This is a genomic window from Polaromonas sp. AER18D-145, from assembly GCF_002379095.1.
GTDB lineage: Bacteria > Pseudomonadota > Gammaproteobacteria > Burkholderiales > Burkholderiaceae_C > Polaromonas.
On sequence record NZ_NBZV01000002.1, the window covers coordinates 42,084 to 66,899 of the forward strand.

Below are 24,816 nucleotides of genomic sequence, written 5' to 3' on the forward strand. Positions count from 1 at the left end.
CGAAAAAGTCAGGCTATAATTTAAGGCTGTATTCCTCAATAGCTCAGTTGGTAGAGCGCCGGACTGTTAATCCGTAGGTCCCTGGTTCGAGCCCAGGTTGAGGAGCCATAATTTGAAGCTTGGACGTGCACACGTCCAGGCTTTTTTCGTTGACGGGGTTACCATTTGCAGGTGCTGTCCATGCGCCGCCGGCCCATGCGCTCAGCACGCAAAAACCACACCCTTGCCTCACCCACCTGCCATGCGCAAGTCACCCCACCCCCTGCCCTGGCTGGATGCGGACGAACCCTTTCCGCCGGTGGAAACGGCGTGGGCGGAGGGCGATCCGGCACCTGGCCTGCTGGCCGCGGGACGGTCGCTCGATGTGGAGACCTTGCGGCAAGCCTATGCGCTGGGCATCTTTCCGTGGTTCGGGGTCGGCCAGCCCATCCTGTGGTGGAGCCCCGACCCGCGCATGGTGTTGCGTACCGACAATTTCAAGCTGCACCGCTCGCTGCGCAAAAGCCTGCTGCATTTCATCGGCGCAGCCGGCCATGAGATCCGTTTTGACACGGCTTTTGCGCAGGTGATCCACGCCTGTGCCAGCACGCCGCGTGACGGCCAGCCGGGCACCTGGATCGTGCCGGAGATGGTTAAGGCCTACACCGCCCTGCACCGCGCCGGCCACGCGCACAGTGTGGAAACCTGGGTGAACGGCCGGCTCGTCGGCGGGCTGTATTGCGTCAACCTGGGCGGCATGGTGTTTGGCGAGTCGATGTTTGCCCACCAGACCGATGCGTCCAAGACGGCCCTGGCGGCGCTGGTGGCGTTCTGCCGGGTCAAGGGCCTGCCCCTGATTGACTGCCAGCAAAACACGCGGCACCTGGCCTCGCTTGGCGCGGCGGAAATTTCCCGCGCGGAATTTGTCGCGCAGGTGGCCACCCTCGTAACCCAGGCTTCGCCCCGCTGGGAATTTGACGCCCTATACTGGCAGCAGCTATTGACGGCCAGACCGCAGAACGACCTGATGACGTGACGCACCTCAAAGACCTGCCCCTCCAGACGCTGCAGTTTTATGCGACAGCGCCCTACCCCTGCAGCTATCTGCCAGGCAGGCAGGCCCGCTCGCAGGTCGCCACCCCCAGCCATCTGATTCACAACGCCGCCTACTCGGAGCTGGTGACCAACGGCTTTCGCCGCAGTGGCATGTTCACTTACCGCCCCTATTGCGACGGCTGCCAGGCTTGCGTGCCCCTGCGCGTGCCGATGGCAACTTTCCTGCCAGACCGCAGCCAGCGCCGTGCCCGCAAGCAGCACCTGGCGCTGCAGGTTCGCGTGCTCAAGCTGTGCTTCATGCCTGAGCACTACCAGCTCTACCTGCGCTACCAGAACGGCCGCCACGCGGGCGGCGGCATGGACCACGACAGCATCGACCAGTACACGCAATTCCTGCTGCAAAGCCGCGTCAACTCGCGCCTGGTGGAGTTTCGCGACACCCTGCCCAACGGCGAGGCCGGGGCGCTGAAAATGGTGTCCATCCTCGACGTGCTGGAAGACGGCGTGTCGGCGGTGTACACGTTTTACGAGCCCGACGCGCACGCAAGTTACGGCACCTACAGCGTGCTCTGGCAGATTGAACAGGCGCGGCAACTGGGCTTGCCCCATGTGTACCTCGGCTACTGGATCGCCGAAAGCCCGAAGATGAGTTACAAGGCCCGGTTTCTGCCGAACCAGATCCTGGTCGATGGGCACTGGGTGGACTCCGCTGCCCCGGTGCCGGCCAGCGCCGCCTGAGGGCGCCATCTGAGTGCACCGCCTGTGAGGCAGGTCAAGACGAAATGACGGCAACCATAGCGCGTTGATTTCACCAGCTAAAATCTGGTGAAGGTCGCCCCCATGAAAAAGCAAGATTCCCTCGCCCCGCCCGCCAAACCCACGGTTCAGGTCATTGAACGCATGTTCACCCTGCTGGAGATTCTGGCGGGCCGGGAGGAAGCCGTCTCGCTCAAGGAGATCAGCGAGAAATCCGGCCTGCACCCCTCGACAGCGCACCGCATCCTGAACGACCTGGCTACCGGCCGGTTTGTGGACCGGCCAGTGGCGGGCAGCTACCGGCTTGGCATGCGCCTGCTGGAACTCGGCAACCTGGTGAAGGCGCGCCTGAGTGTGCGGGACGCGGCACTGACCCCCATGCGTGAACTCCACCGGCTGATCCAGCAACCCGTCAACCTGAGCATGCGCCAGGGCGATGAAATCATTTACGTCGAACGCGCCTACAGCGAACGCTCCGGCATGCAGGTGGTACGCGCCATCGGCGGGCGCGCACCGCTGCACCTGACTTCGGTGGGCAAGCTGTTTCTGGCGTTTGACGATCCCCAGCGCTTGCGCAGTTATGCCACCCGCACCGGCTTGCCGGGCCAGACCAAAAACAGCATCACCCAGCTTCCCGTTCTGGAGCGCGAACTGTCCAAGGCACGCCAGTACGGCATTGCCCGTGACAACGAGGAACTCGAGCTGGGGGTGCGCTGCATGGCCGCCGGCATTTACGACGACCAGAGCAAGCTGGTGGCGGGACTGTCGATCTCTGCACCGGCCGACCGGCTGGATGAAAACTGGCTGCCCAAGCTGCAATCCACCGCGAGCGAGATCTCGAAGGCGCTGGGTTACAAGACCAACAATTTCAAGTAAAAACGGGCTTTAGCCCCTGTCCCTGTTGCGCTGGCAGCTACTTTTTTAATAGCAATCCAGCCGACCGGCCGGTTTACGGCCAGTGGGAATGCAAGCCTCAGCCGTTGTTGGGCTGGGTGCTTGCGCTGATTTTCGGGGCGCCGACCGGTTGCGACTCCACCCAGCGGCGGACCCGCTCTGCGTCACCGAGGCGGCTCAATTTGCCGGCCGAATCAAGAAAAACCATGATCAGCTTGCGCCCTGCGATTTTTGTCTGCATGACGAGGCACTGACCGGCTTCGGAGATGTAGCCGGTTTTTTGCAGGCCGATTTCCCACTCCGGATTTTTCACGAGACGGTTGGTGTTGTTGTACTGCAGGGTCTGGCGGCCGACGGCGACCTGGTGGCCGGTCGAGGTAGACAACTCGCGCAGGACAGGATCGCCATGGGCCGCGTTGACCAGCGTCGCCAGGTCCTGAGCGCTGGACTGGTTCTGGCTGGACAAACCTGTGGGCTCCACATAACGGGTGTCTTTCATGCCGAGCATCTTGGCCTTGGCGTTCATCAGGCCGACGAAAGTGGGCATGCCACCCGGGTAAGTGCGGCCAAGCGCATGCGCGGCGCGGTTTTCGCTGGACATCAGTGCCAGATGCAGCAGTTCGCCACGTGTCAGGCTGGCACCCACGCGCAGGCGGGAGCTGCTGCCCTTTTCGGTGTCGACATCGTCCTGGGTGATGGTGATGGTTTCGTCCATCGGCAAGTGCGCGCCGCTGATGATCACGCCCGTCATCAGCTTGGTCAGCGAGGCAATCGGGAGCACCGCATGGTCGTTTTTGCTGAACAGCACTTCCCGGGTGTCCTGGTCGATCACCAGGGCCACGCTGGACTTCAGGTCAAGCGGGTCTTGTGCACCGTGCAGGCCGGCCAGCTGGCCAAAGGACAGCCGGGGCGGCGAGGCCACGATCACCACGGACTTGCGCGGGGATTTGGAGACAAAACGGGCGCTTTTCCGGCTGGAAATCACCGTTTTCGACACTGTCTTGGCAGCGTGTGACTTTTTAACGATCTGGCGCTTCGCCGTCGCGGCGTCTGCCGCAGGCGAAATCAAGGCCGCCGAAAAGGTAAGAATTCCAACGACCTGTAAGGTCTGTTTGAAAATCGAATTCAGCGTGATGGACATTGATTCGTCTCCAGATGCGATTAATACGAAACCGCAGTGTATACAAATAGAAAAAGTCACGCAATATCAAAAGCTTGCGTGACTTTCCTAAACGCAACAGTGAAGACATCCTCAATACGGCTTTTGAACCTGCCAAAAACCACAAAAACTTACTAAACTGTTGAATGTAAAAGGTTTTTTCAAACCTTCAGGCTTCAACCTTGGGCGGCGACCCGGTCAGCTTTACTTTGTAACTTGCTCAAGGCGCTCAAATAAGCCTTGGCCGAAGCGACCACGATGTCCGGATCGGCCCCGACACCGTTGACGACACGGCCGCTGTTTTGCAGGCGCACCGTGACTTCGCCCTGGCTCTCGGTGGATCCGCTGATCGCGTTCACGGAATAAAGCACCATCTCTGCCCCGCTTTTGACGTGGGTTTCAATGGCTTTGAGGGAGGCGTCCACGGGGCCGTTGCCGTCCGATTCGCCGCGGACTTCCTTGCCGTCAACGGTGAAAACCACCGTCGCCTGCGGGCGCTCGCCGGTTTCGCTGTGCTGGGACAGTGAAACAAAACCGTATTGCTCTTTCTCGTGGGTCACGCTTTCGTCGCTGACCAGCGCCAGGATGTCCTCGTCAAAAATCTCGCTTTTGCCGTCGGCCAGTTCCTTGAACCGCGCAAAGGCGGCGTTGGTATCGGCTTCACTTTCCATCTGGATGCCCAGGTCCTGCAGGCGCTGCTTGAAGGCATTGCGCCCGCTGAGCTTGCCCAACACCATCTTGTTGGAGCTCCAGCCCACGTCTTCGGCACGCATGATCTCGTAGGTCTCGCGTGCCTTGAGCATGCCGTCCTGATGGATGCCGGAAGCATGGGCAAAGGCATTGGCCCCGACCACGGCCTTGTTGGGCTGCACCACAAAGCCGGTGGTCTGGCTCACCATGCGGCTGGCCGCCACGATATGCACCGGATCAATGTTCATCTCCAGGTTGAAGTAGTCCTTGCGTGTACGCACGGCCATGACGATCTCTTCGAGCGAGCAGTTGCCGGCACGCTCGCCCAGGCCGTTGATCGTGCACTCGACCTGGCGCGCACCGCCAATCTTCACGCCCGCCAGCGAATTGGCCACCGCCATGCCGAGGTCGTTGTGGCAATGCACCGACCAGATGGCCTTGTCACTGTTGGGGATGCGTTCGCGCAGGGTCTTGATGAAGTTGCCATAGAGCTCTGGGACGGCGTAGCCGACCGTGTCGGGCACGTTGATCGTGGTTGCACCTTCGGCGATCACGGCCTCGATGACGCGGCACAGGAAGTCGACATCGCTGCGGTAGCCGTCTTCCGGGCTGAACTCGACATCGGCCACCAGGTTGCGCGCAAAACGCACCGAGAGTTTGGCCTGCTCCAGCACCTGCTCCGGACTCATGCGCAGCTTCTTTTCCATGTGCAGGGCACTGGTGGCAATGAAGGTGTGGATGCGGGCGTTGTTGGCCCCCTTGAGCGCCTCGGCCGCGCGGGAAATGTCCCGGTCGTTGGCGCGCGAGAGCGAACAGATGGTGGAGTCCTTGATGGCGTTGGCAATCGCCTGCACCGCCTCGAAATCGCCATTGGAGCTGGCGGCAAAGCCGGCCTCGATCACATCGACCCGCAGGCGTTCGAGCTGGCGGGCAATGCGCAGCTTTTCATCGCGCGTCATCGAGGCACCGGGCGACTGCTCACCATCACGCAAGGTGGTGTCGAAAATGATCAATTTATCTGCCATGCTTGTTCTCCTGAGAGGTCGATCTGATAATCAAAAAACGCAGCCCAAAACAAAACGGCCCGCTGCGTTTGCATACGGGCCGTTTGGAATCGCGCGCGTGCGCTATCGTCTGTGCCCGTGTCGGCGCAGTAGCGATAGTGCAAGCGAAATTCGTTTCATGGAAATCAATGTACCACAAATTGTGGCCGGGTCCTGGCCGGAGGGAATGGAACGGCGCCTACTTGTGCAGACCGCGTTCATCCGGCTCGTCGGTCGAGGTCGAGATCACGCTGGTCTGCTGCCCCTTGGCCTTGCGCCAGCCGTACAGCACGTAGCCGGAAAAGCCGTAGATGACAAACAGGCCGAACATGACGGTGGGCGGATCGATGTTGATCACGGCAATGCCCAGGGCAATCAGCACAATGACCACAAAGGGAACGCTGCGCTTGAGACTCACGTCCTTGAAACTGTAAAACGGCACGTTGGTGACCATGGTCAGGCCAGAATAAAGCGTCAACCCAAACATGAGCCAGCGAACCTCTTCGCCGCGCACGCCGGCTTCGGTCATCAGCCAGATGAAGCCCGCTACCAGCGCGGCCGCCGCCGGTGAAGGCAGGCCCTGGAAGAAACGCTTGTCGACCACCGCCGTGTTGACATTGAAGCGGGCCAGCCGCAGCGCGGCGCAGGCGCAGTACACAAAAGCCGCAATCCAGCCCCAGCGGCCCAGGCTGGTCAAGGCCCACACATAGGCGATCAGCGCAGGTGCTGCGCCAAAGGACACCATGTCGGACAGCGAGTCCATCTGCTCGCCAAATGCGCTCTGGGTGTTGGTCATGCGCGCCACGCGGCCGTCCAGGCTGTCGAGCACCATCGCGCAGAAGACGCCAATCGCCGCTTGATCGAAGCGGCCATTCATGGCCATCACGATGGCGTAAAAACCGCCAAACAGCGCTGCCAGCGTGAACAGGTTGGGCAGGATGTAAATGCCCTTGCGCCGCTTGCGCGGAACGAGCTCATCGGACTCCTGCACGGCATCGTGACCGTCATGCATGCTGGGTACTCCTGGTGTCAGGACCGTTTTCGCGCCAACCGTGCTGCGCCGATAGTGAATGATTCATGCTCCGAGGATACCAAACAGAGACCACCACAAATGAAAAAAAAGCCGCGCAAATGTCTTGCGCGGCTTGAGGACTGGACCTAACGGGGCCGGTAAGCCCCGCCGGGTATCAGTTGCGGGTCTGGTCGACCAGCTTGTTCTTCGCGATCCAGGGCATCATGGCGCGCAGTTTCTCGCCCACGATTTCGATCTGGTGCTCGGCGTTCAGGCGGCGGCGGCTCAGCAGCGTGGGCGCACCCACACGGTTCTCGAGCAGGAAGCTTTTTGCGTATTCACCGGTCTGGATGTCCTTCAGGCACTTGCGCATGGCGTCTTTCGTGGCCGAGGTCACGATGTTCGGGCCGGTCACGTACTCACCGTATTCGGCGTTGTTGGAGATCGAGTAGTTCATGTTGGCGATGCCGCCTTCATAAATCAGGTCAACAATCAGCTTGAGCTCGTGCAGGCACTCGAAGTAGGCCATTTCCGGCGCGTAGCCGGCTTCCACCAGCGTCTCAAAACCAGCCTTGATCAGCTCGACGGTGCCGCCGCACAACACGGCCTGCTCGCCGAACAGGTCGGTCTCGGTTTCTTCGCGGAAGTTGGTTTCGATGATGCCGGCCTTGCCGCCGCCGTTGGCCATGGCGTAGCTCAGGGCCAGGTCACGGGCCTTGCCGCTCTTGTCCTGGTGGACGGCCACCAGGTGGGGCACGCCGCCACCCTGGGTGTAGGTGTTGCGCACGGTGTGGCCGGGGGCCTTGGGCGCCACCATCCAGACGTCGAGGTCGGCGCGCGGAATCACGGCACCGTAGTGCACGTTGAAGCCGTGGGCAAACACCAGCGAGGCGCCCTGCTTGATGTTGGGGGCCACGTCGTTGGCGTAGACCGAGCCGATCTGCTCATCAGGCAGCAGAATCATCACGACATCGGCCGCCTTGACGGCATCGGCCACTTCAGCGACCTTGAGACCGGCCTTTTCGACCTTGGGCCACGAAGCGCCGCCCTTGCGCAGGCCGACCACGACCTTGACGCCGCTGTCGTTCAGGTTCTGCGCGTGGGCATGGCCCTGGCTGCCGTAACCGATGATGGCGACGGTCTTGCCCTTGATCAGGCTCAGGTCGCAGTCTTTGTCGTAATAAACTTTCATTTTTCTCTCCGAAGAAATTGTCTGCAGGTTCTGGCGAAAATGCCCATCGACAGGCTCAGGGCGAACGGTCAACGCATATCGCCACTGTCAAAATCCGTTCGCGTTGAGCCTGTCGAAACGCGCGCACGGACCACTGAAAATCAGACTCTCAGAATTCTCTCGCCGCGGCCAATTCCGCTGGAACCGGTACGTACGGTTTCCAGGATCGCGCTGCGGTCAATCGCCTCCAGGAAGGCGTCGTTCTTGGACTGGTCACCGGTCAGCTCGATCGTGTAGCTCTTTTCGGTGACATCGATGATCCGACCGCGGAATATATCAGCCATGCGCTTCATCTCTTCGCGCTCCTTGCCGACGGCACGCACCTTGACCATCATGAGCTCGCGCTCGGTGTAGGAACCCTCGGTCAGGTCCACCACCTTGACGACCTCAATGAGCCGGTTCAGGTGCTTGGTGATCTGCTCGATCACGTCGTCGGAACCGGTGGTCTGGATGGTCATGCGCGACAGGCTGGCGTCTTCGGTCGGCGCCACCGTCAGGCTTTCGATGTTGTAGCCGCGTGCCGAGAAAAGGCCGACCACGCGGGAAAGAGCGCCCGGCTCGTTTTCCAGCAAAACTGCAATGATGTGTTTCATGTGAAGATTCCTCTTTTCGCTGCCCTCCCCCGCGCACGGTAATGCGCGGGCTCGGCAGGCAATAGATTCGTCAGGTGACGGTTGAAAAAATGGTGTACGCCCGCTTACAGGTCCTCGGACCCGAGCAGCATTTCAGTGATGCCCTTGCCAGCCTGCACCATCGGGAACACGTTCTCGGTGGGATCGGTGCGGAAGTCCATGAACACGGTGCGGTCCTTGAGCTTGCGCGCCTCGCGCAGCGCGGGCTCGACGTCCTGCGGTTTTTCGATCAGCATGCCGACGTGGCCATAGGCCTCGGCCAGCTTCACGAAATTGGGCAGCGCGTCCATGTAGCTGCTGCTGTAGCGGCCGGCGTACTCCACTTCCTGCCACTGGCGCACCATGCCCAGGTAGCGGTTGTTCAGCGAGACGATCTTGATCGGCGTGTTGTACTGCAGGCAGGTCGACAGCTCCTGGATGCACATCTGCACCGAGCCTTCGCCGGTGATGCAATAGACCTCGCTGTCGGGCCGTGCCAGCTTGATGCCCATGGCGTAAGGTATGCCCACACCCATGGTGCCCAGACCGCCGGAGTTGATCCAGCGGCGCGGCTCGTCGAACTTGTAGTACTGCGCCGCCCACATCTGGTGCTGGCCGACATCGGACGTGATGTAGGTGTCGGCGTCCTTGGTCATGTTCCACAGGGTTTCAACCACGTACTGCGGCTTGATCACATCGCCCTTGCCCAGGCTGTATTTCATGCAGTCGCGCTTGCGCCAGCCTTCAATGGTTTCCCACCAGCCGCCCAGGGCGTTGTCGTCGGGCTTGAGACCGGATTCCCTGATCATCGCGATCAGTTCGGTCAGCACATCCTTGACGTCGCCGACGATGGGGATGTCCACCTTGACACGTTTGGAAATACTCGACGGGTCGATGTCGATGTGGATGATCTTGCGTTCGTTCTGCGCAAAGTGTTTCGGGTTGCCGATAACGCGGTCGTCAAAACGCGCGCCGACGGCCAGCAGCACATCGCAGTGCTGCATCGCGTTGTTGGCTTCGATGGTGCCGTGCATGCCCAGCATGCCGAGAAATTTCTTGTCGCTGGCCGGGTAGGCGCCCAGACCCATCAGCGTGTTGGTGCAGGGATAACCCAGCATGTCCACCAGCGTGCGCAGCTCCTGCGAGGCATTGCTCAGCAACACGCCGCCGCCGGTGTAGATGTAAGGGCGCTTGGCCGCCATCAGCAACTGCAGCGCCTTGCGGATCTGCCCGCCGTGGCCCTTGCGCACCGGGTTGTAGGAACGCATTTCGACCGTCTGCGGGTAACCGGTGTAGGGCGTCTTGTTGAACGAAACGTCCTTGGGGATGTCCACCACCACCGGACCAGGCCGGCCGCTGCGTGCGATGTGGAAAGCCTTTTTCAGGGTCTCGGCCATCTGCCGCACGTCCTTGACCAGGAAGTTGTGCTTGACGATGGGCCGCGTGATGCCGACCGTGTCGCACTCCTGGAAGGCATCCAGGCCAATGGCGTGTGTGGGCACCTGGCCGGTGATGATCACCATCGGGATGCTGTCCATGTAGGCCGTCGCAATGCCGGTGACGGCATTGGTCACACCGGGGCCGGAAGTGACCAGTGCCACGCCCACTTCGCCGGTGGCGCGGGCATAACCGTCGGCCGCATGAACAGCCGCCTGCTCGTGGCGCACTAGGACGTGCTGGATGGTGTCCTGCTTGTAAAAAGCGTCGTAGATATGCAGGACAGCGCCGCCGGGATAACCCCAGACATGCTTGACGCCTTCGGCCTGCAGGGCCTTGATGAGGATTTCCGCGCCGCGGAGTTCTTGCGGAGTTGAGGGGGCAGAAGCTGCCGCCGCTGATGCCGACGCGAGTTCGGCCTTTGAGATTTCCATGATGAACCTTTGTGAATTTCTCTAACGAAATACCTTGGGTGCCTCTTCGCCCACTCTTGTGGAGTAGCGTCGAGACTTGAGGCCAAAACCATGGGCGGAAACATATCCCGCCGGGTCATGACCCGTTTGCTGTTTGAATTGCAGTTCATATTATGGCATCAGGCGGCGCGTGGCCAACAGGGAATGCAAAAAAGTCCGGCCGGCGCCATGCCTGATGCGATAATTTTGCAGCTTTGGACGCTTCGCCGCGTCCGAAAAACACAACAATGATGACGCTGGGACAAATCGGGATGCATCCCCTTGGCAACTGAACAAGAACTCTCCGATTTCCTGAAAAACGTTGAAAAGCGCGCTTTCAAGCGCAGCGTCTACCATGTCCGCGACGACGAGGCGGCGCTCGACATCGTTCAGGACAGCATGATGAAGCTGGCCCAGCATTACGGTGACAAGCCCGCGGCCGAATTGCCCATGCTGTTCCAGCGCATCCTGTCCAACACCACGCTGGACTGGTTCCGACGCCGCAAGACGCGCAACGCCCTGTTTTCCAACATGAGCGACTTTGAATCTGCCGGGGACGATGGCGATTTCGATCTGCTTGAAACTTTAGAGACCTCAACCAACTCTGAGGGAACAGAAAGCGCCCAGGATGCGACCGAACGGGCGCAAATCTTGCGACAAATCGAGGTCGAGATCAAGGAACTGCCGGGCCGTCAACGAGAAGCCTTTCTGATGCGTTATTGGGAGGAAATGGATGTTGCTGAAACAGCTGCCGCCATGGGTTGCTCCGAGGGCAGTGTGAAAACGCATTGCTCGAGGGCCGTCCACGCACTCAGCAAGGCTTTGGCCGCCAAGGGAATAAAACTATGAACCATTCACTGCAAAACCGCACCGAGATCCTGCAGGACCGTTATGGCCTGAAAACCTCTTCCCACCTGTCCGCAGGCGCGGCGGACCTGCCATACGACATTTCCGAGCGCCTGCGGGCCGCCCGTGCGCAGGCCGTGGCTGCCCGCAAGGTGGCCAGGGTTCAAACCGCCTCCGTCACCGCAGCAAGCGGCACAGGTTCGGTGCTGACCTGGGGATCCGGCGAGAGGTTCGGCCTGTGGTACCGGATCGGATCGGTTTTGCCCCTGATCGCCCTGGTCGTCGGCCTGCTGGCGATCAACTCCCTGCAAACCGACAGCTTCGTCCAGGAACTGGCCGAGGTCGACTCCGCCTTGCTGACCGACGACCTGCCGCCCGACGCCTTTTCCGACCCCGGATTTGTGCAGTTCCTCAAGGTCAGCCGCTAGGGGCCGGGTTGGCCCTTGCGCAGAAATACGTTTACATCGATGCCTGTGACCCTGTCCCGCCATCCTGCGCGCCTGCACTCCGTCCACGGCACGTCGATCCCTGCCCAGGCGTTGCCGGTATGGGTGGGGCTGCTCTGCCTGTTCCTGGGTGTTTGGGCGACCGGCGCCCGCGCCCAGACGCCCGTCCCCGCAGCAGCGCCAGCCTTGCCGGCCAAAACTGTGGTCGCCCAGGCCGCTTTTTCCAGTCCGCTCTGGGCCGAATTGAGTCCGGTGGAACGCGAGATCCTCAAGCCGCTGGCGCCCACCTGGAACACGCTGAGCCAGACGCATAAGCGCAAATGGCTGCAAATGACCAAAAGTTATCCGGCACTTTCCACCGAAGAGCAGGTCAAGATGCAGGGGCGCATGAAGGAGTGGGTGGCACTCAGCCCGCAGCAACGCGCCCAGGCGCGGCTGAATTTTGCAAAAACCAAAGAGCTGTCCAAAGAGCTCACGGCCGAAGAGAAACAAGCCAAGTGGCAGGCCTACCAGGCCCTCAGCGACGAGGAAAAGCGCAAACTGGCCGCCAAGGCCCCCCCCAAACCGGTGGGCGCGGCCCCTGCAGCCAAACCAGTTGCGGCGCAAAAGCTGGCGACGGTGCCTTCGCGTGCCGACAAGCCAAAGGGCAAACCAGCGACTAAAATCGCGGTGACGCCGCCCCCGGCCGGACAGCCGGACGTGCGGTCAGCCACCGCGCCGGTTGCCACGCCCGGCGCGGCACCGGCAAAACCGTAGGCAGCAAGGCGCGGTCCCCGTGCCGGCCTGACACGATCCGCATGCGGGTCTGGCTGCGGTTCCTCCGGGCGCATTTAACCGATCTGACCTGAACGCGACCAAATTGACAGCCCTACAAGCCAACCGCCTTCCCACCCCCTCCCTGCGCCGGCGCATGGCCTGCTGGCTGTATGAGGGCATGCTGATGTTCGGCGTGGTCTTCATTGCCGACTACCTGTTCAGCACCCTGAGCCAGACGCGCAACGCCATGGACAACCGCAACGCCCAGCAGGCCTTCCTGTTTGTCGTGTTCGGCATCTACTTCGTCTGGTTCTGGGCCAAAGGCCAGACCCTGGCCATGAAGACCTGGAACATCCGCCTGACCGACCTGCAGGGCCAAGCCGTCAGCCAGAAGCGCGCCTTCCTGCGCTACACCCTGAGCTGGCTCTGGTTTTTGCCGCCGCTGGCCGTGAGCTGGCTGCTCGGGCTGGACGTGCGGCAGGCGCTCGTGCTGGCGGGCGGATGGATCGCCATCTGGGCGATCCTGTCGCGCTTTCATCCGGATCGGCAGTTCTGGCACGATGCGCTGGCCGGCACCCGGCTGGTATCCAGCCTCCCCGCCGGCGCGCCTGCCCAGGCCGCCTGAAGCCTCGCGGCGTCTTCGCCATGCCAGGGCCGCACCACACCGTCACAGAGCTGCGCGACAATCAGCCCATGCCTGAACACGTTTCCACCGTCTCTCCCCCTGCGCTTCAGGGCTACCCGGCGGCCACCCCGCCCGCCAATCCCCAGAAAGACCGCAAAGGCCTGAACCGCGTGTGGCATGCGTTCGGCTATTCGGTGGCGGGCTTGCGGGCCGGATGGCAGGAAACGGCGTTTCGCCAGGAAGCCATCGCCGCACTGGTGTTGCTTCCCGCCGCCGTCTGGCTGGGCCGCAGCTGGGTTGAAACCGCCTTGCTGGCCGGTTCGGTGATCCTGGTGATGATCATCGAACTGCTCAACACCGGCATAGAAACCGCGATCGACCGCATCGGCCCGGAGTGGCACGACCTGTCCAAACGTGCCAAGGACATGGGCAGTGCCGCCGTGCTGCTGAGCCTGCTGCTGTGCGCGGGCATCTGGGTCATGGCGCTGTTCCACAGGTTTCTCGCATGAAGCCGGCTTTTTCCGTCTGCGTTTATTGCGGCTCACGACCGGGCGCAGAGCCCGGATTTTCCGAAACCGCGCGCCAGGTTGGCCAGTGGATCGGCCAACATGGCGGCCAGCTGGTGTATGGCGGCGGGCGCAACGGGCTGATGGGCATCGTCGCTGACGCCACCCTGGCCGCCGGCGGCCGCGTCGTCGGCGTCATCCCGAAGGCGCTGGTGGAGAAGGAATGGGCGCACACGGGCTGCACCGAGCTGCACATCGTGGACACCATGCACGAACGCAAGCGCATCATGGCCGAACACGCCGACGCCTTCCTGTCATTGCCCGGCGGCATCGGCACGCTGGAAGAGTTTTTTGAAGTGTGGACCTGGCGCCAGCTCGGCTACCATGCCAAACCGGTCGGCCTGCTGAACCTGAACGGTTATTACGACCACCTGCTGGCGTTTTTGGCCACCTCGGTGACCAGCGGTTTCATGAACGACTGGCAAATGGACCTGATTCATGTCGCCAGTGATGCTGAACAGTTGCTGCAGCAGCTGGTGCAGTCAGCGGGCGTGGCGCCCGACGTGCTGCGCCTGGACCAGATTTAAGGCTCTCGCCTCAGGCCTCCGTGGGAGAGGCTATCTCTTTACCAGCCGGGGCCGCGGGTCCGGCTTCGCCGGCCCGCAGGCGCAGCGGCCCCCTCGGGGGCAGCGTATTACACGAAGTGAAAAGCGTGGGGGCGCATCAGACCGCCGCTTCGTCCTCTTCGCCGGTACGGATGCGCACCACACGCTCGACGCTGGTGATGAAAATCTTGCCGTCACCGATCTTGCCGGTGCGGGCGGCGCGCACGATGGCGTCCACGCAACGATCCACATCCTCCGTTTTCACCACCACCTCGACCTTGACCTTGGGCAGGAAGTCGACCACGTACTCGGCGCCACGGTACAGCTCGGTGTGGCCTTTCTGCCGGCCGAAACCCTTGACTTCCGTGACGGTCAGACCGGTCACACCGCATTCAGCCAGGGCTTCACGGACTTCTTCGAGCTTGAAGGGTTTGAGGACGGCGGTAATTTGTTTCACTGAATATCTCCGTTGGTTTTAAATTGGCAAAAGCTTTTGGAAGGCCGGCGACTCCATACCAGCCGGGGCCGCGGAACCGGCTCCGCCGGGCCGCAGGCGCAGCGCCCCCCCGGGGGGCAGCGCAGTACGCGAAGCGACAAGCGTGGGGGCCGTGTCTTCATGCATGAAATTTATTGGTGACAGGATAGCGCCAATCCTTGCCGAAGCTCCGGTGGGTAACCCGGATGCCTATCGGCGCCTGGCGGCGCTTGTACTCATTGATTTTGATGAGCCGGGTCACACGTTCGACCACGACACGGTCAAAACCTTCCGCCACAATGGCCGCTATGCTCTCGTCGTTTTCCATGTAGCGCTGCAGGATCGCGTCGAGCACCTCGTAAGGCGGCAGGCTGTCCTGGTCGGTCTGGTCGGCGCGCAGTTCGGCGCTGGGCGGGCGCGTGATGATGCGCTCGGGAATCGGGTTGCTGCCGGTGCCGTAGGGGTCGTTCTCGTTGCGCCACTGCGCCAGCCGGAACACCGTGGTTTTCAGCAGGTCCTTGATGACGGCAAAGCCACCGGCCATGTCGCCGTACAGCGTGCAGTAACCGGTCGCCATTTCGCTCTTGTTGCCGGTGGTCAGCACGATCGCGCCGAACTTGTTGGACAACGCCATCAGGAACACGCCGCGGATGCGCGCCTGGATGTTTTCCTCGGTGGTGTCTTCGGGCAGGCCCCTGAATTCACCTGCCAGCGAGGCCTTGAAGGCTTCAAACTCGGGGATGATGGAAATCTCGTCGTAACGCACCTTCAAACGCGCGGCCATGTCGCGTGCGTCTATCCAGGAGATGTCGGCCGTGTAGGGCGACGGCATCATCACCGTGCGCACCTTGTCAGCGCCCAGCGCGTCCACCGCAATCGCCAGCACCAGCGCCGAGTCGATGCCGCCGGACAGGCCCAGGATGGCGCCGGGAAAGCCGTTTTTACCGAGGTAATCGCGCACACCCAGCACCAGCGCGTCCCACAAATCCGCTTCGGCGCTGCGTAGCGGCACCTCGCTCGCTATCAAATAAATAGCGCCTGGCGCACGTTCCGCCTGGACCGGGAACAGATTTTCCCTGAAACTTTCGGCCCGGCCGGCCAGCGCGCCGTCGGCCTGCAGGGCAAAGGAGTGCCCCTCGAAAACAATTTCGTCCTGCCCGCCCACCAGGTGGGCGTACACCATGGGCAGGCCGGTGGCCAGCACGCGCTCACGCATCATGCGTTCGCGTTCGCCGCCCTTGCCCACATGGAAAGGCGAGGCGTTGATGACGGCCAGCAGCTCGGCGCCCGCCTCTTTGGCCAGCCGCGCGGGCTCCTCGAACCAGGCGTCCTCGCAGATCAGCAGGCCGACCCGGACCGCGTCGGCGCCCTCGCCGGCTTCGAACACGCAGACGCCCTGCCCCGGCGTGAAATACCGGCGCTCGTCGAACACCTGGTAGTTGGGCAGCTCGCGCTTGGCATAGGTGTGGATCACCACGCCTTCGCGCAGCACCCGGGCCGCGTTGTGGCGCTGGTGCACCGATACACTTTTGGTGCGCAGGCCGCGGCCACTGTCCCCATGGGTCGGCGTGCCCACCACCACCGTCAGCCCTTTTAACCCGGCCAGTTCCCGGGCCACCAGATTCACGGCATCATCACAGGCCTGGATGAAAGAGCGGCGCAAAAACAGGTCTTCGGCGGCGTAGCCGCATATCGCCATCTCGGGTGTGAGCAGCAGGCGCACACCGTCGGCATAGGCCAGACGGGCGGCGTCAATGATTTTTTGCGCGTTGCCCGGCATGTCGCCAACGCAGTAGTTCAATTGGGCAACGCAGATTTTGAGAGTCATGAAAAAAGAAAAACCGGTTGATGCTGTGACTGAAAACGATTATGTCATCCGCGTGCTGGATTCGCCGCTGCAGGTCCCGGCCGCCGACTGGAACGCCCTGCTCGCGGCCCAGCCGGGTGACGGCAGCCTGAACCCCTTCATGCGCCACGAGTACCTCGCCGCCATGCTGGAAAGCGGCAGCGCCACCGCGCAAACCGGCTGGACCGCGCGTTTTGTCACGCTGTCCCGGGGCACGCAGCTGGTCGGCGCCTGCCCGCTGTACCTGAAAGACCACTCCTACGGCGAATACGTGTTCGACCACGCCTGGGCCAATGCCTATCACCAGCATGGCTTGCCCTACTACCCCAAGGCCCTGGTGGCGCCGCCCTTCACGCCCGTACCCGGCCCGCGGTTGCTGGCGCATGATGCCGTCACCCGCACGTTGCTGGTGAAGGCGCTACTGGCCTGGTGCGCCGAAGAAGGGTTGTCCTCGCTGCACCTGCTGTTTGCCAGTGACGCGGACGTCGCCGCCTGCGAGGAAGCCGGGCTGATGCTCCGCCACAACGTGCAATTCCATTGGACGAATAGTGCCCCCACGCTTGTCACTTCGTGTACTGCGCTGCCCCCCGAGGGGGCGCTGCGCCTGCGGCCCGGCAAAGCCGGTTCCGCGGCCCCGGTTGGTGAAGACGGTGCACCTCGCCTCGGCAACACCCGCCCCTTTCGCGACTTCGACGACTTCCTGATGTCGCTGAGCCAGGAAAAGCGCAAGAAAATCCGCCAGGAGCGGCGCAAGGTGCTTGACGCCGGCGTGCGCTTCCGCTGGTCGCTGGGCAAAGACATCAGCGCTGCCGACTGGGACTTTTTCTACCGCTGCTACGAGCGCACCTACTACGAGCACGGCAACGCACCCTACCTGAGCCGCGACTTTTTCCAGCGCATGCAGGGCACCATGCCGGAGAACTGGCTGCTGTTTGTGGCAGAGCGGGACGGCCGCCCCATCGCTACTAGTTTGATAGCTGTCAGCGCAGGTGGTACAAAGGCCGAAGGCCAATTTGGTTCCATCACACCGTCCCGGGTTGCGTATGGCCGCTACTGGGGTGCGCTGGAACGCGTCGACTGCCTGCACTTCGAGGCCTGTTATTACCAGCCGCTGCAATGGTGCATGGAACACGGCTACCAGCGCTTCGAAGGCGGCGCCCAGGGCGAGCACAAAATGGCGCGCGCCCTGCTGCCGGTCAAGACCACCAGTGCCCACTGGCTGGCACACCCGGCCTTTGCCGATGCGGTGGAGCGCTTCCTGGAACGCGAGGGCGAAGGCATGGCCGGCTACATGGAAGAACTGGAGCGGCGCAACCCGTTCCGGCAGGCGGAGCCCGGCGGCCATGCCCCCTTGTGACGCTACAGTATTCATAGCTATCTGCGCTCGTCCCGATTGGGCTGGAGGCCAATTTGGCGTATAAGGACAGTTGATTCAAGCTTTTTCTGAAACCCTGCTTCACCCCTTTTTTTTCATGCTTGATGCCACCACCGATGCCCCCGGCCCCGCCACGCTGGGCCGCGCCCATGCGCGCCGCCTGCGCGAGATCTACCGCTCCATCGGCTGGCCCTGCCAAGACCTGCTGGAAATCGAGTTGCTCGCCGCTGGCCTGCTGCAACGTGTCGCCGGCCCGTCAGGCCATGAAACCCTGCGTGTCACCGATGCCGGCGTCAGCTGCCTGGCCGCAACGCTGGTGCGCAACCGCGAGGCCCTGTCGGCACACGAGGCGCTGGTCGAACGCGTGGCCTGCGACATGGTGCGCGCGGGCCGCATCACCTGGCGGGCGTTGAGCCTGCGCGCGCAGCTGCCGCCACTGGCCGACGGCGCCGCCGCACGCTGGTGCATGGTGCGGCCCGACGTGTTTTCAATCCGCAATACCTCGGTAGAAGCCTATGTCGAACCCGTTGTTCACGAGATCAAGGTGAAGCGCTCCGACCTGCTGGGTGACCTGCGTCGGCCCGAAAAACGCGGCGCCTACCTCGATTTGGGCGGTGAGTGCTGGTACGTGCTGGGCTGCGACGCCAAAGGCCGGCCCATCGCCGCCCCCGACGAAGTTCCGCCGGAATGCGGCGTGATGCAGGTCGAAGGACAACGGCTGGTGGTGGCCCGCGCCGCGCCGCGGCGGCCCCGCCAGACCCTGCCTTTCGGCGTGTGGGTCGCGCTGGCCAAGGCCACGCCCGTCGCCGGTCTGCGCGATGACGAACAGGGCCTGCTGGGCGATGCCGACACCCACCCTCCAGAGAAAGAACCCGCATGAAAAAGCAAGCCGGCACCGGCCATTACCAGGTCAAGCTCGTCGAGTGCCCCAGCCTCGGCCCCGACGAACGCGCTGCGGCGGAGCTGCGTTTTCGCATGTCGCTTGAATTTTCCCTGGGCGGCCCCGACCAGGTGTTGCCGTCCCTGCAGGCCTACATGCTGGTGCAATCGCTCAACGAAGACTTGCCGCTGGACGAGCGGGCGTCGGAAGCCGAGGAGCAGGTCATCGCGCTGTGGGAGAACGCCGAGGCAGACGCGATCCTCGCGGCATTTCGCCCTTTGAGCCGGGACATGGGCGATGCCCGCTTTGAAATCGTTCCGCTGTAGGTCCACCGCCTTCAGCGCACAAGCAGCAGGACCAGGCTGGCCAGCGCCGCCACGCCGACCAGCACCAGCGCGGCCGCCAACCATGCCATGCGGCGCCGCTGCGTCTCGATGCGCAAAATGAGTTGCGTGTTCTGCTCGGCCAGCGCCTTGATCAGCTCCGAAGACGCGAGCATCTGTTCCTGCAGTTCTTTGGTCGCCGTTTCCAGCTCACTGACATGCGCAGTCAGGGCGGTGATGGCCCGCGCCTCTGGCGACAGCGCCGCCTGAGTGGCATCGGCGACCTGCGCGCCGGCCGAAGGTTTCCTGCCCACCGCATTCCACAATTTTTTCGCGCCCGCAGCAACCTTGGGGGCGTTGCTCACCACCTCGGCCCACGGGACACTTTGCAACACAGTCCACCAACCTATCGCCATAAAGCCACCTTTCGGGAATTTTTCACACTGACCGCCGGCACCGGGAAGCGGCAGCGTGCGAACATCAGGCGTTCACCCTAACATGGCGGGAAACGCCACCGAGGGTCCATGTCAATAACGCCCCACGTACAAGTCGCCATAAGGCCTGTTCGCCCGGGACAAAACCTGGCACCCCCTACACTGAGACATCGTCATCCAAGTGAGGCCTGTTCCTGCGAAGCCGCGATACCTCTGCCCAAGAAAATAGACATGATCCATTTCACGCCGCAACAATGGCAGATGCTGGTCGAGGCCAGCGCCCAGGAGCCCCAGCCACTGCACCTTGCCGACCTCAGCCTGCCTTTCGTGTACGACAGGATGATTGGCGTGTTTCACTGTGCAGCTGGCCGCCATCGCCTGGCCATGTCTCTGCTGCTGGCATTCAGGCACGGCTGCGACAGCGGCATCGAGGTCGGAGAAAAGCTCAGGCTGGAATTTCCGGACGACACGGCCGACCGGTGGCTGGAAGAAACCCCGGGCGCCGCCTTTCGCAGTTCCGTGGGTCGCAAGGTGCAGGCCGGCAAGCGGGCCAGCCTAGCCCTCATTGAAAAACGCTGGCTGGGCGAGGTCGAGTACCTGTTCGAAGACTAGAACACACTCACACTCACACTGGCGCCGGCTCCAGCGTAAAGCGGAAAATCACGCCCTGTCCGGGCGCCGACTCAGCCCACACCGTGCCTCCGTGGCGGCCGATGATCCGGCGCACACTGGCCAGCACAACGTCCGCACGTGGCAGCTCTGTCGGCCCCTGCGGCGTCTCGCACTCGTCCGGCACCGTCCCGGCAGCCCTGGATTTAACTCCGGAGCCGTTGTCCCTGACAAAGTAAACCGCCTGCCCTTGTGCCGATGGCGCCATGCCGACGACGATTTCAGCCTCCGGATTACGGACGGTGTGTTTCCATGCGCTGCCAATCAGGTTCGCCATGACGGTGGCAATCAGCCGCGCATCCCCTTGCCCGACCAGCGAACTTTCAACCACGGCCTGGACCCTGCGCTGGGGGTCGCGCTGCCGGCAGGCTGACAACGCCTTGTCGGCGATCGCGGACAGGTCCAGGGTCTGCATTTTCATGGGCGCACGGGACACGTGGGCGAGTTCGAGGAGTGCATCGATCATGTCCGCCATGCGGTCCACGCCGGCCTGGATGCGGTTCAGGTAGTGCTTCTGCTTGTCGTCCATGGACGCGCCGCCATTGCGCTTGAGCAGATCGGCGAAGCCCTCGATCGCCACCAGCGGAGAGCGCAGGTCATGCGCCATCACGTGCGAGAAATGTTCGAGGTCCTCGTTGGCCGCCTGAAGTTCTGCCGTGCGATCACGCACGCGCTGCTCCAGCGTCGCGTTGAGGTTGAGGATTTCTTCTTCCGCCTTTTTTCTCTCGGTGATGTCGCGAACAAAGGTGCTGCTCATCTGCCGGTGCCGGCTGTCCGTGTACGTGGTGGAAGAAAGCTCAGCCAGAAAAGTGCTCCCGTCTGCACGCCGCAGAATCAGCTCCCCCCGGACAAAGCCGGTCCTGGCGCGCTCCTCCAGGAAGCCTGCCAGCCGGGGATCGCGGGTCACATCGTTGCGCCCAATCCGCCACAGGTCCTGCAGTGCGATGCCTAACATGGCGGAGGCTGCCGGATTCGCGGTGTGGAAGGAGCCGTCCGCGTTGGCCATCAGGTAGGCATCCGGGCTGTTTTCAAACAGCAGCCGGTACTTTTCCTCGCTTTCCACCAGATCTGCACGTGCACTTTCCAGTTGCCGGTAAGGCCCCTCCATGAACTCGACGAAGATGGCCCGGAAAATAAAGAGATAGGCCTCCACCTTGATGACATGGCCCAAGATCAAGTACTGGTCGTGGAAGGTCGAATACAGGGTAAAACACAGCTCCGACAGGGCCATCAGGCAGGCGGCGGCAAAAAGCGGAACCAGCGGATAGGGCTGCGGCTCGCGCATGCGCAGGTAGAAGCCGGCGGCCGCCGCGAGATTAAGAACGATGACCAGGTATTCCACCGCTATCTTGGTACGCGTGAGCCCCGAACCGGGCACAAAAAACCAGGTCATGATGGCCGGCTCGACCAGCCCGTAGACCGAGACCCCCAGCGCAAAAATCAGGCTCAGGCCGAGCAGCCAGTGACGCTCCTTGTTTTCGATGCGGCGGTTCCAGGGCTGGAACGCAATCGCCAGCAAGGCGCCGGCCACCATCAGGCGGGCCGCCAGGAAAAACGAGATTGCCTTGCCGTCTTTGGCCGGGATGAGGAACGCCGGCATGCCGTCGTAGGACAGCAGGTGGACAAAATCAAGAATGGCCACGCCGAAGAAGACGGTACAAAGCAGCGCCACATTGCTGCGGCCCTCCCGCGAAAAGGTGACCCAGCCAGCGGAAAACACCAGCATGGAGACAATGATGGACACCGTCTCGAACAGGGTGTGCAAATTCGTGTGGACTGCGGCCGGCAGCTCAAAATGCAGCGAGGGGACCAGCACAAATGCAAGATGCACCGCGGCGTTGACCAGCCACACGCCGGAAACCAGCATCAATGGCCGACGGTATTGAGCGTGGACAGTGATCAAGAACCAGACTCCATGCAACCACGCCTTTTTACAGTAAGAAGCGTCAGTTTAAGGCACGGCAGACCATCTTTCGGGCTGCGGGCGAAGCAATGAAAACCGTGCACGACACGGCTCCCGGCATCACAGCGGGCTGTTCTGCACCGCCGAACTGGCCGGCGGCCCTGCCCGCAGAACTTCCCCGGGGAACAACACCTCCACGGTGTAGCCCGGTTCGCGTGACCACTTCTGCTCCTTGATCAGCCACTGCATGACAAACTCCCGGACCGTCTGGCGCGCCGGCTCGACCACCAGTTGCTGGTAGCCTGCCGACAGCGCACGTTTTTCCAGCTCGGGCGTCATCGACCGCGCCAGTGCCGCCAGATTGTCCTGCTTGTTCAGGCGCGCCCAGCCGTTGTGGGTGTACATCTGCATGGCCGAGGTGTCGAAGGCCACGGGCAGGCTGGGCTTGATGGCGGGCGCCTGGACAATACAGGTCTTGCCGCGGATCACCACATGCCACTCTTTGGCGAGCGCGATGTGGTAACGGTAATGCACGGGTGCCTGGATGTGCGACACCGTCGTACCAAGGTGAATGCCCCAGAACTCCCGGGTGTCCGACCGGGTGAAACGCTCCTGCGCGATCACGGTGGCCACCTCCAGCAAACCGCCCTCGGTGCGGATGACCACCGGCACCTCGGGCGCCACCACCGTGGTTTCGATGCGGGTCGTTGTTGCAGGATAGAAGTGCCAGCCGGCCCAGGCCATCAGCGCCGCCACAACCACGATGAGCAAGGCGGCACCGGGAAGGCGAATGTGGGTTGGCATGGTTTCGGACTTTCTTGCGGACGCTGCGAATGAAATTCAATTATGGGCCGCATCCGGCAGGCCAGGCACCCCGGGCTCCCGGACCCGACAATAACGGGCACGCTCAAGCAGGCTCAAGAGTCGCTTCAAGGCTGCCGCGCCGGTGAAAATCCCAGCCCCACCGCCCCCGTCTCCCTTTGCCCCCTTGTCACGCAGGAGACGACTTTAGGGAAGTCTCCCTCTGTGAAGCCAGCCCGCCGCCCCAATACTGGAGCGGTCAGGAACAACACCTCCAAAACCAATGACCCGCCCCATGACGCCACACTCACCCCTGTCTCCCGTGCGAAAAAGCCAACCCGAACAAGCGCAGCAAAGCCCGCATGACGGCCCTGCGCCCAGCGCCTGGCTGCTGGCGCTGGAGTTTCGCGCCTTCTGGGAGTTTGGCGCGCTGCTGCCCGCGTGGCCCCTGCTGGCCCGCGCCCCCAAAGGCGACCAGCACAGCGTGGTGGTGTTTCCCGGCCTGTCGGCCAGCGACGGTTCGACCATGCCGCTGCGCCGCTACCTCGATTCGCTGGGCTACCAGACCAGCGGCTGGGAACAGGGCTTCAACTTCGGTCCGCGCGCCGGCGTGCTGGAGGCGGCACGCGCCCAGGTGCGGCGCGCGTTCGAAGGCAGCGGCGGCAAGGTCAGCCTGATCGGCTGGAGCCTGGGCGGGGTGTACGCGCGCGAACTGGCCAAGGAGCTGCCGCACATGGTGCGCAGCGTGATCACGCTGGGCACGCCGTTTTCCGGCTCGCACCGCTCCACCAACGCCTGGCGCATCTACGAGCTGGCCAGCGGGCGCAAGGTGGCGCGTGAAACCGAGAACTACGACCTGCCCGCCGCGCCGCCAGTGCCCACCACCAGCATTTACTCACGCAGCGACGGCATCGTGGCCTGGCAAGGCAGCATCCAGAAACCGTCGCCGGACAACCTGCAGACAGAAAACGTCGAGGTGGTGGCCAGCCACGTCGGCCTGGGCCTGAACCCGAGCGCCTGGTGGGCCGTGGCCGACCGGCTGGCGCAACCCGAAGGCGGCTGGCAAGCGTTTGAGCGCAAGGGCACGTTCTGGCACGGGCTGATTTTTCCGGACCCGGCCCGCGCAGCCTGAACGCTGCCCATAAAAAAAAAGAGCGCCTGCAGCGTGAACTGCAGGCGCTCTGTTTTTGATAGCTAATCGCGCTTGAATGACAAGGGCTGGAGGCCTAAAGTGCTTGAAAATCAGGCGGCGCTGGATTGCTCTTTCTGGTAGTTGGCAATGCCGTCGGTGATTTCCTTGCGTGCCGCGTCCGGACCTTCCCAGCCCTGGATCTTGACCCACTTGCCATCTTCGAGGTCCTTGTAGTGCTCAAAGAAGTGGGCGATGGTTTTCAGGCGCAGCGGGTTCATGTCCTCGGGCTTTTGCCACTGGGTGTACAGCGAGCACTTCTTGTCCACGGGCACGGCCAGCACCTTGCCGTCTTCGCCGGCCTCGTCGGTCATTTTCAGGATGCCAATCGCGCGGCAGGTCACCACCACCCCGGGGATCAGGGGCACCGGCGTGATCACCAGCACATCGACCGGATCGCCGTCGCCGCTGAGGGTCTTGGGCACATAGCCGTAGTTGGTCGGGTAATGCATGGACGTGCTCATGAAGCGGTCCACAAAAATCGCACCGGACTCCTTGTCCACCTCGTACTTGACCGGGTCGGCATTCATCGGGATTTCGATGATCACGTTGAAAGCGTCGGGAGCGTTTTTACCGGGGGTAACTTTATCGAGGGACATGGTCTCTTTGTGTTGAAGTAATGAAAAGGTGGATGGCTCAGTCAGTATTTACCCTCATTTTACTGATTCGGACCTGACGCTTCGCGAACTTGTCACGTTTTGGCGTTAAATTTCAAAGGTTGGCCAATCGTCTTGTCTCTACGTCGGACACGAGCAACGAGGAAGCAACGCAGCGGAGGCACCGCTAGCGTGGCGCCTCCTCCAAGCGAAAAACAACG

27 protein-coding genes and 1 tRNA gene are annotated in these 24,816 nt (G+C 62.4%); 16 read left to right on the forward strand and 12 right to left on the reverse strand.

Features of this window, described 5'->3' with window-relative positions:
* Positions 1-32: 32 nt before the first annotated feature.
* The 4 genes from B7G52_RS01700 to B7G52_RS01715 all read left to right on the forward strand — a co-directional run bounded on the left by B7G52_RS01700 (position 33) and on the right by B7G52_RS01715 (position 2,667).
* Positions 33-108, forward strand: a tRNA-Asn gene (locus B7G52_RS01700).
* A 133-nt stretch (positions 109-241) separates the two neighbouring features.
* On the forward strand, positions 242-1,015 hold the full coding sequence (gene aat, locus B7G52_RS01705) for a leucyl/phenylalanyl-tRNA--protein transferase (protein WP_096695758.1): 774 nt from the start codon (positions 242-244) through the stop codon (positions 1,013-1,015).
* Positions 1,012-1,773, forward strand: coding sequence for an arginyltransferase (locus tag B7G52_RS01710; RefSeq protein WP_096695760.1), 762 nt, complete (start codon positions 1,012-1,014; stop codon positions 1,771-1,773). Before aat ends, B7G52_RS01710 begins: the two co-directional genes overlap by 4 nt.
* Positions 1,774-1,875: 102 nt before the next feature.
* A complete protein-coding gene (locus tag B7G52_RS01715; RefSeq protein ID WP_096695763.1) occupies positions 1,876-2,667 on the forward strand; it encodes an IclR family transcriptional regulator in 792 nt (263 codons plus the stop codon).
* A 97-nt stretch (positions 2,668-2,764) separates the two neighbouring features.
* On the opposite strand, the gene pbpG is transcribed toward B7G52_RS01715, so the two are convergent.
* The 6 genes from pbpG to B7G52_RS01745 form a co-directional block, all read right to left on the reverse strand.
* A complete protein-coding gene (gene pbpG / locus B7G52_RS01720) occupies positions 2,765-3,826 on the reverse strand; it encodes a D-alanyl-D-alanine endopeptidase (protein ID WP_096695765.1) in 1,062 nt (353 codons plus the stop codon).
* 194 nt (positions 3,827-4,020) lie between these two features.
* Positions 4,021-5,559, reverse strand: a complete 1,539-nt coding sequence (locus tag B7G52_RS01725) for a 2-isopropylmalate synthase (protein ID WP_096695767.1) — start codon at positions 5,557-5,559, stop codon at positions 4,021-4,023.
* Between the two features lie 217 nt (positions 5,560-5,776).
* On the reverse strand, positions 5,777-6,589 hold the full coding sequence (gene pssA, locus B7G52_RS01730; protein WP_096695769.1) for a CDP-diacylglycerol--serine O-phosphatidyltransferase: 813 nt from the start codon (positions 6,587-6,589) through the stop codon (positions 5,777-5,779).
* A gap of 175 nt (positions 6,590-6,764) precedes the next feature.
* The gene (gene ilvC / locus B7G52_RS01735) at positions 6,765-7,781 is read right to left on the reverse strand and encodes a ketol-acid reductoisomerase (RefSeq protein WP_096695771.1); all 1,017 of its coding nucleotides are present in this window, start codon (positions 7,779-7,781) and stop codon (positions 6,765-6,767) included.
* Between the two features lie 140 nt (positions 7,782-7,921).
* Complete coding sequence (gene ilvN, locus B7G52_RS01740; protein WP_096665291.1) at positions 7,922-8,413, reverse strand: acetolactate synthase small subunit; 492 nt, start codon at positions 8,411-8,413, stop codon at positions 7,922-7,924.
* Between the two features lie 104 nt (positions 8,414-8,517).
* Complete coding sequence (locus B7G52_RS01745) at positions 8,518-10,302, reverse strand: acetolactate synthase 3 catalytic subunit (RefSeq protein ID WP_096695773.1); 1,785 nt, start codon at positions 10,300-10,302, stop codon at positions 8,518-8,520.
* Between the two features lie 117 nt (positions 10,303-10,419).
* Between B7G52_RS01745 and B7G52_RS23515 the strand changes: the two genes are divergently transcribed.
* The 7 genes from B7G52_RS23515 (at position 10,420) to B7G52_RS01775 (ending at position 14,086) form a co-directional block, all read left to right on the forward strand.
* On the forward strand, positions 10,420-10,572 hold the full coding sequence (locus B7G52_RS23515) for a hypothetical protein (RefSeq protein ID WP_170954655.1): 153 nt from the start codon (positions 10,420-10,422) through the stop codon (positions 10,570-10,572).
* A gap of 30 nt (positions 10,573-10,602) precedes the next feature.
* Positions 10,603-11,169, forward strand: coding sequence for an RNA polymerase sigma factor (locus B7G52_RS01750; protein ID WP_096665297.1), 567 nt, complete (start codon positions 10,603-10,605; stop codon positions 11,167-11,169).
* Positions 11,166-11,594, forward strand: coding sequence for a DUF3619 family protein (locus B7G52_RS01755; RefSeq protein ID WP_096695775.1), 429 nt, complete (start codon positions 11,166-11,168; stop codon positions 11,592-11,594). The genes B7G52_RS01750 and B7G52_RS01755 overlap by 4 nt, the downstream gene beginning before the upstream one ends.
* Positions 11,595-11,633: 39 nt before the next feature.
* A complete protein-coding gene (locus B7G52_RS01760; RefSeq protein WP_096695777.1) occupies positions 11,634-12,368 on the forward strand; it encodes a DUF3106 domain-containing protein in 735 nt (244 codons plus the stop codon).
* Between the two features lie 154 nt (positions 12,369-12,522).
* Entirely contained in the window at positions 12,523-12,993 is a 471-nt protein-coding gene (locus B7G52_RS01765) for an RDD family protein (RefSeq protein WP_096695778.1), read from the forward strand.
* 68 nt (positions 12,994-13,061) lie between these two features.
* Entirely contained in the window at positions 13,062-13,502 is a 441-nt protein-coding gene (locus tag B7G52_RS01770; protein ID WP_096696047.1) for a diacylglycerol kinase, read from the forward strand.
* A complete protein-coding gene (locus tag B7G52_RS01775) occupies positions 13,499-14,086 on the forward strand; it encodes a TIGR00730 family Rossman fold protein (protein WP_096695779.1) in 588 nt (195 codons plus the stop codon). The genes B7G52_RS01770 and B7G52_RS01775 overlap by 4 nt, the downstream gene beginning before the upstream one ends.
* 136 nt (positions 14,087-14,222) lie before the next feature.
* Here B7G52_RS01775 and B7G52_RS01780 read toward each other — a convergent pair whose 3' ends face one another.
* Positions 14,223-14,561 (reverse strand): P-II family nitrogen regulator, encoded by a 339-nt coding sequence (locus B7G52_RS01780; protein WP_096665314.1) that lies wholly within the window; start codon positions 14,559-14,561, stop codon positions 14,223-14,225.
* Between the two features lie 157 nt (positions 14,562-14,718).
* Entirely contained in the window at positions 14,719-16,407 is a 1,689-nt protein-coding gene (locus tag B7G52_RS01785; protein WP_096695780.1) for an NAD+ synthase, read from the reverse strand.
* Here B7G52_RS01785 and B7G52_RS01790 point away from each other — a divergent pair.
* The 3 genes from B7G52_RS01790 to B7G52_RS01800 all read left to right on the forward strand — a co-directional run bounded on the left by B7G52_RS01790 (position 16,406) and on the right by B7G52_RS01800 (position 19,006).
* Positions 16,406-17,782 carry a GNAT family N-acetyltransferase gene (locus tag B7G52_RS01790; RefSeq protein WP_096695781.1) on the forward strand — a complete coding sequence of 459 codons (1,377 nt, stop codon included), beginning with the start codon at positions 16,406-16,408 and terminating at the stop codon, positions 17,780-17,782. The two genes, B7G52_RS01785 and B7G52_RS01790, sit on opposite strands and share 2 nt — an antisense overlap.
* Before the next feature lie 115 nt (positions 17,783-17,897).
* Positions 17,898-18,680, forward strand: coding sequence for a hypothetical protein (locus tag B7G52_RS01795; protein WP_096696049.1), 783 nt, complete (start codon positions 17,898-17,900; stop codon positions 18,678-18,680).
* A complete protein-coding gene (locus B7G52_RS01800) occupies positions 18,677-19,006 on the forward strand; it encodes a hypothetical protein (RefSeq protein ID WP_096695782.1) in 330 nt (109 codons plus the stop codon). The genes B7G52_RS01795 and B7G52_RS01800 overlap by 4 nt, the downstream gene beginning before the upstream one ends.
* Positions 19,007-19,017: 11 nt before the next feature.
* Here the strand turns inward: B7G52_RS01800 and B7G52_RS01805 are convergent, their stop codons facing one another.
* Positions 19,018-19,395, reverse strand: a complete 378-nt coding sequence (locus B7G52_RS01805; RefSeq protein WP_141397366.1) for a DNA replication initiation control protein YabA — start codon at positions 19,393-19,395, stop codon at positions 19,018-19,020.
* Positions 19,396-19,668: 273 nt separating this feature from the next.
* On the opposite strand from B7G52_RS01805, the gene B7G52_RS01810 reads away from it, so the two are divergent.
* Positions 19,669-20,049 (forward strand): hypothetical protein, encoded by a 381-nt coding sequence (locus tag B7G52_RS01810; RefSeq protein WP_096695785.1) that lies wholly within the window; start codon positions 19,669-19,671, stop codon positions 20,047-20,049.
* Positions 20,050-20,062: 13 nt separating this feature from the next.
* Here B7G52_RS01810 and B7G52_RS01815 read toward each other — a convergent pair whose 3' ends face one another.
* Together B7G52_RS01815 and B7G52_RS01820 are read right to left on the reverse strand one after the other, a co-directional pair.
* Positions 20,063-22,009 (reverse strand): MASE3 domain-containing protein, encoded by a 1,947-nt coding sequence (locus B7G52_RS01815; protein WP_141397367.1) that lies wholly within the window; start codon positions 22,007-22,009, stop codon positions 20,063-20,065.
* 120 nt (positions 22,010-22,129) lie between these two features.
* Entirely contained in the window at positions 22,130-22,813 is a 684-nt protein-coding gene (locus tag B7G52_RS01820; RefSeq protein ID WP_096695789.1) for a hypothetical protein, read from the reverse strand.
* 280 nt (positions 22,814-23,093) lie between these two features.
* Between B7G52_RS01820 and B7G52_RS01825 the strand changes: the two genes are divergently transcribed.
* Positions 23,094-23,942, forward strand: a complete 849-nt coding sequence (locus B7G52_RS01825) for an alpha/beta hydrolase (RefSeq protein WP_371328985.1) — start codon at positions 23,094-23,096, stop codon at positions 23,940-23,942.
* 110 nt (positions 23,943-24,052) lie between these two features.
* Here the strand turns inward: B7G52_RS01825 and ppa are convergent, their stop codons facing one another.
* The gene (ppa, locus tag B7G52_RS01830; protein ID WP_096695791.1) at positions 24,053-24,598 is read right to left on the reverse strand and encodes an inorganic diphosphatase; all 546 of its coding nucleotides are present in this window, start codon (positions 24,596-24,598) and stop codon (positions 24,053-24,055) included.
* Positions 24,599-24,816 lie beyond the last annotated feature (218 nt).